General features: G+C 36.5%; 9 protein-coding genes and 1 riboswitch. Of the genes, 8 read left to right on the top strand and 1 reads right to left on the bottom strand.

Going from position 1 to position 11,972, the window contains the following annotated elements:
* Position 1: 1 nt before the first annotated feature.
* Positions 2 to 394, bottom strand: coding sequence for a GntR family transcriptional regulator (locus NST91_RS20675; RefSeq protein WP_341332654.1), 393 nt, complete (start codon positions 392 to 394; stop codon positions 2 to 4).
* A 110-nt stretch (positions 395 to 504) separates the two neighbouring features.
* Positions 505 to 606, top strand: a riboswitch (purine riboswitch).
* Between the two features lie 107 nt (positions 607 to 713).
* On the opposite strand from NST91_RS20675, the gene NST91_RS20670 reads away from it, so the two are divergent.
* The 8 genes from NST91_RS20670 (at position 714) to NST91_RS20635 (ending at position 11,833) form a co-directional block, all read left to right on the top strand.
* Positions 714 to 2,006 (top strand): solute carrier family 23 protein, encoded by a 1,293-nt coding sequence (locus tag NST91_RS20670; RefSeq protein ID WP_121448872.1) that lies wholly within the window; start codon positions 714 to 716, stop codon positions 2,004 to 2,006.
* Positions 2,007 to 2,132: 126 nt separating this feature from the next.
* The gene (locus NST91_RS20665; protein WP_341332653.1) at positions 2,133 to 2,822 is read left to right on the top strand and encodes a response regulator transcription factor; all 690 of its coding nucleotides are present in this window, start codon (positions 2,133 to 2,135) and stop codon (positions 2,820 to 2,822) included.
* A gap of 1 nt (position 2,823) precedes the next feature.
* Positions 2,824 to 3,828: a sensor histidine kinase gene (locus NST91_RS20660; protein ID WP_341332652.1), complete on the top strand. Its 1,005-nt coding sequence runs from the start codon at positions 2,824 to 2,826 to the stop codon at positions 3,826 to 3,828.
* Positions 3,829 to 3,942: 114 nt separating this feature from the next.
* Positions 3,943 to 4,626, top strand: coding sequence for an ABC transporter ATP-binding protein (locus NST91_RS20655; RefSeq protein WP_341332651.1), 684 nt, complete (start codon positions 3,943 to 3,945; stop codon positions 4,624 to 4,626).
* Complete coding sequence (locus NST91_RS20650; RefSeq protein WP_341332650.1) at positions 4,623 to 7,211, top strand: FtsX-like permease family protein; 2,589 nt, start codon at positions 4,623 to 4,625, stop codon at positions 7,209 to 7,211. Before NST91_RS20655 ends, NST91_RS20650 begins: the two co-directional genes overlap by 4 nt.
* 265 nt (positions 7,212 to 7,476) lie before the next feature.
* A complete protein-coding gene (locus NST91_RS20645; RefSeq protein WP_341332649.1) occupies positions 7,477 to 8,745 on the top strand; it encodes a mechanosensitive ion channel family protein in 1,269 nt (422 codons plus the stop codon).
* 348 nt (positions 8,746 to 9,093) lie between these two features.
* On the top strand, positions 9,094 to 10,275 hold the full coding sequence (locus NST91_RS20640; protein ID WP_341332648.1) for a M20 metallopeptidase family protein: 1,182 nt from the start codon (positions 9,094 to 9,096) through the stop codon (positions 10,273 to 10,275).
* A gap of 31 nt (positions 10,276 to 10,306) precedes the next feature.
* Entirely contained in the window at positions 10,307 to 11,833 is a 1,527-nt protein-coding gene (locus NST91_RS20635) for an AbgT family transporter (protein ID WP_341332647.1), read from the top strand.
* Positions 11,834 to 11,972 lie beyond the last annotated feature (139 nt).

Raw genomic sequence — 11,972 nt, 5'->3', positions numbered from 1 at the left:
ATTATGCCTCCTTATTTGATGAGTTTTTTAAATGATTTATAGTAGAAGAAACTAATTCTTGAATTTGTTCATTGGACATACCGACAACGAGTGATTCCGCGATGAGTAATTTATAGTTTTCCTTTAACCTGTTAAAGGAAAAATCGTTGAAATCGTGTGGGGAAGAAATCACCGCCCCAGATTTCGGAACGATTCGAATAATTCCTTTTTTCTCAAGTTGGTGATAGCTTTTGTTAACTGTGTGCATGTTAATGCCAAGGTCTGCGGCAAACGTTCTCACGGATGGTAGGGAATCACCTGGCTGAATCAACCCTATAGCAATTCCTTCAATGATTTGATTGGTCATTTGTTGGTAAATGGGAATATCGGATTCGGGCTCAATTCGAATAATCATTTCAATCCCTCCTATCTGTTCTATGTATAGTATAACACGTTTGTTATACTAAAGGTATAACAAAAGAGAAAAAAACTTGACGAAACTTAAAATCATTGTTAGATTTTTTAAGTTATATGAATATAGTAATTTGTATATGTTCGGGAATATGGCCCGATTGTTTCTACCAAGCTACCGTAAAAAGCTTGACTACAAATGGTTTATAAGGATATGATTTGTCCTTTGGACTAAATTTTGTACGTGCTTTGGTAGGTCTACACTATCAAGGCTTTTTTTATTTTGAAAAAATAAATCAAAGCAAAATGGGGAATATAGAAATATGAAAAATTATTTTGACTTCAATACGCGCCAAACAACATATAAGCAGGAATTTATTGGCGGACTCACAACATTTCTATCGATGGCCTACATCCTTGTGGTCAATCCTATCGTTTTAGGTGAATCAGGGATGGACAAAGGTGCCGTTTTTACGGCAACCGCAATAACTATTATTCTTGGCTCGCTGCTTATTGGTCTCCTATCTAATTATCCAATCGGGATTGCCCCTAGTATGGGTCTAAATTCTTTTTTTACGTATTCTGTTGTGATTGGGATGGGAATTCCTTGGCAGACAGCATTAACGGGCGTTTTCGTCGCAGGTATCTTATTTGTCCTTTTAAGTGTCTTAAAAATCCGTGAAAAAATTATTAATGTGATACCGCAGGATTTGAAGTATGCGATTGCGGGTGGGATTGGTTTTTTTGTTGCGTTTATTGGACTAAAAAATGCGAAGATTATTGTCGGAAACGAAGCTACATTTGTATCACTTGGAGACTTCACATCTGGTGCGACTGTGCTTGCCTTATTCGGATTCATCATTACCTCCATAATGCTCGTTAGGGGAATTCGTGGTGGTATATTTTACGGTATGGTTATTTCTTCAGTTGTGGGGATGATCTTTGGGATTATTGAGAAGCCTGCAGGTATCATAGGAAAAATCCCAAGTCTTGAACCAACATTTGGTGTTGTTTTTTCTGAACTTCCAAATGTATTTACACCAGACTTAATTATTGTCATTTTTACCTTTTTATTTGTTGGATTTTTTGATACAGCAGGCACATTGATTGCTGTTGCGAGTCAGGCTGGAATTTTAAAGGATAATAAAATTCCAAACGCGGGTCCTGCATTATTATCGGATGCTTCTGCAACTGTTATCGGTTCTGTTCTAGGAACGTCACCAACTGCTTCCTTGATTGAATCTACTGCAGGTATTGCAGCTGGTGCACGAACTGGTTTTTCATCAGTTGTCATCTCAGGCTTTTTCTTTTTAGCCCTCTTTTTCTCGCCATTGTTAGCGGTTGTTACATCCGAAATCACCGCTCCAGCCCTCATAATCGTGGGTGCAATGATGGTGGCAGAAGTGCGACATATTGACTGGACGAAATTAGACATTGCCATACCAGCATTTACGACAATTATTATGATGCCATTGACATTTAGCGTCGCAACAGGAATTGCTTTAGGTTTCATCATGTATCCTGTTACAATGCTTGCATTGGGAAGACATAGAGAAGTACATCCAATTATGTATGTTCTTTTTGTTACGTTTATTGTTTATTTTATCTATGTTTAAAGGAATATCCCCTGGAGATGTACAAACAACATGTCCAGGGGATTTTGTTTTTGATAAAATAACCTAGAACAGACTTAGACGATGGGGAGGGTTGGGACAAGGGACCTGTCCCTTTGACCCGTTATGATGAAAATTTTAGTTGTTGAGGATGATAGGACGATCGCTTCTGGGTTGGATTATACGTTGAAGCAGGATGAGTATGAGACGATTGTTTGTCATAATGTTGAGGATGCTAAGCAGATTATTTCAGATAGTTGGAACAGTATTAATTTGTTTTTATTTGATTTATCTTTACCAGACGGAAGTGGATATGAGCTATGTGAGTTAGTAAAGAAGCAAGGTGATAAACCTGTGATTTTTTTAACGGCTTTGGATGACGAAGTGAACGTTGTGATGGGTTTAGACATGGGTGCAGATGATTATATTACAAAGCCATTCCGTATTCGTGAGTTAATGTCACGGATCAAATCGGTGCTTCGTCGTTACAATAGGCAAACAATGGCACAAACCAAGAATGTTTTTGAAATAGAAAATATTCGTATTAATACGTTAGAAGGTAAGGTTTATAAAAATGGAGAGGAGGTACTTCTGACTTCATTAGAATACCGTCTATTTTTGATATTCGCGAACCACATTGGTCAAGTTCTTACTAGAACACAATTACTTGATCGAATTTGGGATGTAGCGGGTGATTTTGTGAATGATAACACATTAACCGTTTATATCAAAAGATTACGAGAGAAGCTTGAAGATGACCCACAAAGCCCGAAAATTATTAAGACAGTCCGTGGAATGGGCTATAAGGTTGGTGAGTAATATGTTGCGTAACCGGGAAATCCAGTTCTTACTTCTGGCTCTTTTTTCTATAACACTGGTTGCGTCTTTGTTTGCCTATTTTCTTTTTTCTGGACTTGCTGCACTACTCGTTTTTTTCACAGCAGCTCTACTGATTGGATGTATTTTGGGATTTACGAAGTGGAGATATCGTGAAATTGAAAAACTTTCTGGATATTTACGGAGGATAACGAGTGGTGATTATAGTTTAGATGTAAGAGACAATCATGAAGGCGAGCTTAGCATCCTAAAGAGTGATATTTATAAAGTGACATTAAAGCTATCTGAGCATAGCACTCTTTTGCAACAGGATAAGTTAAAACTTACGAATGCAATTTCGGATATTTCGCATCAGCTAAAAACTCCACTTACCTCCATGATGGTTATGGCTGATTTATTGGGGGATGAGAAACTAGATGATGCAAAACGGGGTGAATTCACAAATAACATCCGTATTCAGCTAGAAAGAATTGAATGGCTGGTGTCATCGTTATTGAAACTTTCAAAAATTGATGCTGGAACTGTTTCTTTTAAGAAGGATACAGTCTATGTTTTAGAGCTGATAGAACGTGCAATTCAACCTGTATTAGTTCCAATGGATATTAAACAGCAAAACCTGCATGTTGAAGGAGACAAAGAGGTATCCTTTCTTGGGGATTTCAACTGGACATCAGAGGCACTTCTTAATATTTTGAAAAATTGTGTTGAACATACGCCTGATGGTGGAAAAATATCCATTTCATTTTCTGAGAATGCATTATATACCGAGATTATTATTTCAGATAATGGAAAAGGCATAGCCAAAGAAGATCTCCCCTATATCTTTAAACGTTTTTACAAGGGGAAGAATGCAGGTGAAGATAGTGTCGGAATTGGTCTAGCAATGGCCCATAGTATTATAAATAGTCAACAAGGTGATATTGAAGTGAAGAGCAGTAAAGAAGAAGGCACGCAGTTCAAAATAAAACTTTACAAACAGGTGATCTAGCGTATACAGCTGCGTATTCCACCTAAAGTGAATAAAATGTCACTTTCGTAGTCACTTTAGAGTCATCTTAGACAGATATACTGAACTCAACATTGAAATTATGGAGGTTTACTTATGAATATATTACAAATCGAGAATCTGTCTAAGATATATGGAAAAGGTGAAACAGCAGTTAAGGCACTTGATAATGTTTCATTTTCAGTGAAAAAGGGAGAATTTGTAGCCATTATTGGTCCTTCAGGTTCAGGTAAATCAACACTATTGCACCTACTCGGTGGTGTTGACCGACCATCTAGCGGTAAGGTACTAATTGATAACACAGATATTTATGATCTAAATGAAACACAACTCGCGATTTTTAGAAGGAGACAGATTGGGTTAATCTATCAGTTTTATAACTTAATTCCAATCTTAACGGTAGAAGAAAATATTACATTACCCATGCTATTAGATGAACATAAGGTTGATCCGAAGCAGTTTGCGGATATTGTAAAGATTCTCGGTTTAGAACAACGTTTAAACCATTTACCAAATCAGCTTTCTGGAGGTCAGCAACAGCGGGTGTCGATAGGTCGTGCCCTTATTAGTAATCCAGCGATTATGCTAGCAGATGAACCGACTGGAAATCTAGATAGTAAGAATAGCAGCGAAATCATTGAACTTTTAAAAATGTTCAATAAAACCTATAATCAAACCTTGCTTGTTATTACCCACGATGAGCGAATTGCCCTTCAAGCTGACCGTGTCATTTCAATAGAGGACGGAAGGATCGCTAAGGACGAGGTGATTCGTCCATGAACATCATTAACAAACTGACGATTCGACATTTGAAGGAAAATAAACGAAGAACCCTCGTCACAATCATTGGTGTTATCATTTCTGTTGCAATGATAACAGCTGTTGCAACACTGGGTGTCTCTTTTTTAAACTTAATGATTCGAGATAACATTGCGGACAACGGGGAATGGCACGTCAAATATAACGATGTCAATGTGGAACAAATCAAGGCAATTGAAAAAGATAGTCAAACGAAAAAATTAGTCCTTTCAAATGATCTAGGCTATGCAAAACTTGAGGGTTCGAAAAATAAGAGTAAACCTTATCTGTTTATTAAAGAATATAACACAGCAGGGTTTCAACAATTTCCAATTGAATTAGCTGAAGGACGTTTACCTTTAAAGAATGATGAAATTGTCATATCCGAAGCAATTGCCGATAATGCTAAGGTCGAATATAACATCGGTGACAAACTTTCGGTCGAAATCGGAAAAAGATTAGTAGCCGGTGAAGAGGAACCGCTGGGTCAGAATTATTCATTGCAATCCGATGAAAATGGGGTTACAGAAAAACTTAAGATTGAGTCTAGTGAAACGTTTACTATTGTTGGGACCATTAAACGTCCAACATGGGAACCATCATGGTCGCCAGGATATACGGTGGTTAAATACGTAGACAAAAATGCTTTGGGTAAAAATCGTACAGCAGACGCAGTTGTGGTATTAGAAAAAGTGAAGGGTTCATTATATCAGCATTCAGAAACCATTGCTAAAGAAAATGGGATCAATTCTGTATCCTATAATAAAGAATTATTACGCTTTTATGGAGTCACAGACAATGATAGTCTGCGTCTGACCTTATTTTCTGTGGCAGGTATTGTCATGGCAGTTATTATTATTGGTTCAGTCGCATTAATCTACAATGCTTTCGCAATTAGTGTATCTGAACGGTCAAGACATTTAGGAATGCTATCAAGTGTAGGAGCGACAAAAAAACAGAAGCGGAATTCCGTCTTCTTTGAAGGAGCTGTGATTGGTGCGGTTAGTATTCCAATAGGTATCCTTTCGGGTCTTGCTGGAATTGGGGTAACCTTTTCATTTATTAACACTTATCTTGAAGGAGCTCTAAATGTTGCTGAAAAACTAAATGTAATTATTACACCAGCTTCTCTTTTAGTAGCCTGTGTGATTTCAATTGTAACAATTTTTATCTCCACCTATATTCCAGCGATGAGAGCGTCAAAGGTTTCAGCGATTGATGCGATACGTCAAACACAGGATATCAAACTATCAAGAAAAACAGTTAAGACATCAAAACTTGTACGTAAACTATTTGGGATTGAAGCTGAAATTGGTTTGAAAAATTTGAAACGAAACAAGAAAAGATATCAAGCAACTGTTTTTTCGCTTGTCATCAGTATTGTCCTCTTTTTGACAGTGTCATATTTCACAGAGGACCTGAAGAAGTCGTTGGAACTATCTGTAGATAATATTAATTATGATATTCAAGTGATTAATGATCAGATGGGCAAAGAAGATCTATTACCATTCACGAAACTTGATTATGTAACGAATTCAAGTATTATTCAAACGATCTATTTAACAACATTAACAGAGAAAGATCAACTTCCAAACGAGTTATTAAAATCTATAGAAAAGGATCCCTCCATTTTACAAGATGGAAAATTTTCTTATTATGTAAGATTACATGGTTTGGATCATGACAGTTTCAATACCTATGCAGCAAAAGTAGGTACGGATTCTGGGGAATTTGAAAATACAAATGAACTTAATGCGATCATAATCGATAACATCAACTATCAAGATTACGAGACGGGGAAATTTATTGATACAAAATCTATTCATATAAACGTAGGAGATACACTTGCACTTAATTTAATGAACTATGAGACTGAAGAGCAACAATTTTTAGCTAATATTAAAGCTCAAGCATTGACCGACCAGCTACCAATGGGTACTACAACATCTAGTCTTGGTGGATTAGATATAATTGTTTCAGAGGATATATTAACAAAGGTTGTTGAAGGAAATGAGAAGGCAAAAAGTGAAATCCAAACTGAATTATACATGAATAGTTCAGATCCAATGGCAACACAGGATGAGTTGGATAAAATCACAGACTCTGGCACGCATGTCTATAACGTCTATCAAAGAAGACAAGAACAAGAGCAAATGATAATAATGATGTCTATTTTCACCTATGGCTTTATCGCCCTGATTTCGTTAATCTCTATTGCAAATATTTTTAATACAATTTCAACGAGTATCTCGCTTCGAAAACGTGAATTTGCAATGCTGAGATCAGTGGGGATGACCCCGAAAGGCTTTAATAAAATGATTAATTATGAGAGTGTATTTTATGGTGTAAAGGCTCTACTATATGGTCTTCCAATAAGCTTTGTCATCATGTTTTTAATTTATTGGTCACTTAGGAATACGTTTGAATATGGATTTAATCTTCCATGGATGAGTATCTTATTTGTCGTAATCATCATCTTTATTATTGTAGGGGCAGCCATGCTGTATTCAATACAAAAAGTGAAAAAAGAAAATATAATCGATGGGTTGAAACAGGAGAGTATTTAAAAAGAGTTTAACCCACAATATCAAAAAGGGACTTGGCTACTTTTGTGGTCAGGTCTTTTTTTGAGAAAACAATTTAATATATATAGACGTAATTATTTGTTACAATCCGAATAATTTGTATGGTGATTGGTTTATCGAAATCTAATGTGTGTTTATGAAGGAAAGGGAGAAATTATTTGATATAATAAAAAGCATCTCACAATACGTGGTGAACTCATACACCTTAGAAGATAACAGAGAAATTTACATACCATGGAGGAGACAAATGAAATTAATTCAGAAATATCTTTTAGAATATGAATTGGACCCAACAGTAGTTAAGTATCTTTCAACGATAATAATGATTCTCTTTATCGCACTTCTTTGTATTATCGCTAATTTTATTACAAAAAAAGTGATCATTAGGATTATCACAAAAATCGTAACTAGTACAAAATTTACATGGGATAATATGCTTCTTGAGAGGAAGGTTTTCCGCAGACTATCCCATATTGTTCCAGCAATTATCATTCACTTCTTCGCTTCTACCTTTGAGCCGTATGATGATGTTATTAGAATGGCTGCAAATGTCTATATCATTATTGTGGCATTAATGGTTATTAATGGAATTTTAAATGCAATAAATGATATTTATCAAACATATGAAATTTCTAAAACTAGGCCAATAAAAGGATATGTTCAGGTTGTGAAAATTGTCGTAATAACCCTTGGATTCATCCTGGTTATTGCAAACTTAATGGGGAAGAGTCCTTTTATTCTTCTCAGTGGGATTGGTGCACTATCAGCTGTATTCTTGTTGGTATTTAAAGATTCATTATTAGGGCTTGTAGCAGGAATTCAGTTGACCTCCAATGATATGGTTCGGGTTGGTGACTGGATTGAAATGCCAAAGTACGGCGCAGATGGGGATATTATTGACATATCTCTAGTTACAGTTAAGGTGCAAAATTTTGATAAAACGATTACGACAATTCCAAGTTATGCTCTTATATCCGATTCATTCATCAATTGGAGAGGAATGCAAACATCCGGTGGACGACGAATCAAGCGATCATTATTTATTGATTCAACGAGTATTTCATTTTGTACGGAAGAGATGATTGAGAAATTTAAAAACATCCATTATCTAGCGGATTATATTACAAAAAGAGAACATGAAATTGAAGAATACAACATGAAGCATGATATTAATCGTAGTAATCCAGTAAACGGCAGGGCTTTGACAAATGTCGGTGTATTTAGGGCTTATATTAGCAATTATCTTCAAAAACATCCCGGTATCAATCAGGATATGACATTGATGGTACGGCAATTGGCACCTACGGAGAACGGATTACCACTGGAGATATATGCCTTTACTAATGATGTAAGATGGGACGTATACGAAACGACTCAGGCTGATATTTTTGACCATCTTTTTGCAGTTGCTCCAGAGTTTGGAATACGCTTATTCCAAAATCCATCCGGTCATGATTTTAAGTCGATTGTGGCTGAAAATGGAGAGGATACAATGTTCAGAGAACGGGAAAATTGATATATTACAATAATTGAAAAAAAGGTAATATATTAAGTTAGGTATAACGCACATAAATAGAATTCTAACAAAAGATATAGTTATTAAAGGTAATATCCTATAGGGTATTGCCTTTTTGTTTTTTGAAATAGGATTTATTCCGCAAAACACAGGGTAATTCAGGCGCTGTGTACTCGTATTAAGACGAAAAACAAAATGAAACTATTAATTCAGAAAAATATTAATATAATTTTCCATTGAAATAGTTTGTATATTCTTATATCATATTAACGTACTAAAGTATTTTTCTAAGAAACTATATATCAGATCTGCTCTATAAAAATTACTTACGAAATGGGAGATGTTACTATGAAAAAGAATGAGATCCTTCTACAATTAGATGATGTTTACCAGGATGTAATCGAATGGCGTCGTTATTTACATCAAAACCCGGAACTTTCTTTTCAAGAGGATCATACCTCTCAATTTGTATATGACCTTCTTGAAAGCTTTGGTGGTTTTGAATTATCAAGACCGACAAAAACAAGTGTAGTAGCCCGTTTAAAGGGATCTAAGCCAGGAAAAGTCATTGCTCTCCGTGCAGATATGGATGCTTTGCCTATTAGAGAAGAAACTGGGCTTCCGTTTACTTCAACGAAAGATGGTGTCATGCATGCTTGTGGACACGATGGTCATACATCGATGTTGTTAGGAGCAGCTAAGATTTTAACGGAGCATAAAGAAGATTTAAGTGGAGAAATCGTCTTTCTTTTCCAACACGCAGAGGAACTACCTCCTGGAGGCGCACAAGAGATGGTTGCCGCTGGGGTACTTAACGGAGTTGATGAGGTTGTCGGTGTCCATTTATTTTCAACAGTTCCCTTTGGTACGATTCACATCCGTTATGGAGCTTTAACAGCAGCAAGTGATGTGTTTGAGATTTCATTACAAGGTAAAGGGGGACATGCTTCAACTCCTCAATTAACAATTGACCCTCTTGCGACTGGTGCACAAATTGTTACTGGCCTTAATCATATAGTCTCACGGTCCATTGACCCACTACAACCGAGTGTAGTGTCTGTGACTAAATTCAAAGCTGGTGGGTTAGCGTTGAATGTCATCCCAGATACTGTTGAAATTGGTGGATCCGTTCGAACATTAAGTCCTGAAGTACGTGAACTTGTAAAAAATCGTATCATTGAAATTACTGAAGGAATTGCAAAAGCAAACGGTGTTGAAGCAAAGGTAAACTATACGTATGGATATAGTTCGGTAATGAATGACAAACACGTAACAGATGAAGTTGTACAGGTTCTTGAAGAGTTCTTACCTGATCGAACACTTGAGTGGGTTGATCCTCTTCTTGGTGGAGAAGATTTCTCTGCATTCAGTAATGAAAAGCCTGGTTGCTTTGTCATTATTGGTGCAGGGAACGAAGAAAAGGGAATCACGTATCCACACCATCATCCGAAGTTTGATATTGATGAACAAGCATTGAAAGACGGATTACGATTCCATGTCTTTACAGCATTAACTTTAACCCAACAATAAATAAGCATATGCACCAATGAAGGGAGATAGTATGTCGCAAACTACAACGAAAAAAAATAATACCTTTTTTAATCGAATGCTAGATTCGATTGAGTACGCAGGGAATAAGTTACCTGATCCAATCGTATTGTTTATTATTCTTTGTGCCATTACTTTGATTTCATCTTATATTGCATCGTTATTCAATGTATCAGCAACACATCCCACGACAGGGGAAGCAGTGGAGGCAATTAATCTCGTAACTGGGGATGGTCTAGTTGCAATTTTACTAAATTCAGTAACGAACTTTACCTCTTTTGCTCCACTTGGTATGGTTCTTGTTATGATGATTGGGATTGGAATGGCTGAAAATAGTGGATTCTTCTCAACGATTATGAAGCGTGCGGTCTTAACGACTCCCAAAAAGCTAATTATTCCAATCATAATTTTAATTGCGATTGTAGGGAACGCAGCAGGGGATGCAGGTCCAATCGTATTGCCGCCACTTGCAGCAAGTGTATTGATGGCTTTTGGATATCATCCGCTTGTCGGACTCGTTATGGCGTATGCCTCCACTCTTGGGGCTTTTGCTGCGAACTTCATTATCGGGATGTCAGATACACTAGTTGCTGGCTTTACTGGTCCAGCGGCTCAAACTGTAGATCCTAATTATGCGGCAAATCCTGCAATGAACTATTATTTTATAGTGGTATCTGCCATTGTCCTTTTATTTATTTCTTTATGGGTTACACATAAGTTCACGATTCCAAGATTCGGGGAATATACAGGTGAAATTGAGGCAATTGAATCAATTTCACAAGAAGAAAGTCGTGGACTAAAATGGGCAGGAATATCAACAGCTGTCTATGTGATTGTTTTATTGGCATTAATTATTCCTGAAAATGGCATTTTGCGAAACCAGGAAACTGGTTCAATCATCGATGGTTCACCATTAATTTCAGGGATTGTACCAATTTTAACAATCTTCTTCTTTATTCCTGGTTTCTTCTACGGACTGGGTGCCAAGACAATTACTAGTTCAAGAGATTTTGGAAATATCTTAGGTAAATCGATGAGTACGATGGGACCATACATTGTGTTAGTGTTCTTTGCTGCACAATTACTTTCATTCTTTAGCGAGAGTAATCTAGGTCCAATCATTGCGATTAAAGGGGCTAATTTCCTGAATGATATAGGAATAACAGGTGTTCCATTAATCATTTTGTTCATTATTTTTGTTGCTTTTGTAAATCTACTAATTGGAAGTGCATCAGCAAAGTGGGCGATCCTTGCTCCAATCTTTGTACCGATGTTTATGTATTTGGATTACCACCCGGCGTTTACACAAGCCATTTACCGAGTTGGGGATTCCATTACAAATCCTATTACACCGATGCTTCCTTATTTAGTACTGCTATTATCTTTTGCGAAAAAATACGATAAAAATATCGGGTTAGGTACATTGATTTCTGGACTGTTTCCATACACAGTATTCTTCGGTATATTCTGGATCATAATTGCTGTGGTTTGGTACCTAATCGGTGTTCCAGTTGGACCACAGGGACCGATTCATTTATAGAGGAAAAGATTACGAGACTTTTTACGTAATAGATTCCGAAAATGAAAATATAGGCTGACAATTTAAATAAAGCAATGTAACATGTGAAACAGAGAATCTCATAAATTGAGGTTTTCTGTTTCATTTAGTTTTAGGACAT

Origin of the sequence: Ferdinandcohnia sp. FSL W7-1320 (assembly GCF_038050315.1) — a bacterium.
GTDB classification, from domain to species: Bacteria; Bacillota; Bacilli; order Bacillales; family Bacillaceae_L; genus Ferdinandcohnia; species Ferdinandcohnia aciditolerans.
This window is presented reverse-complemented; position numbering and strand designations above follow the sequence as displayed.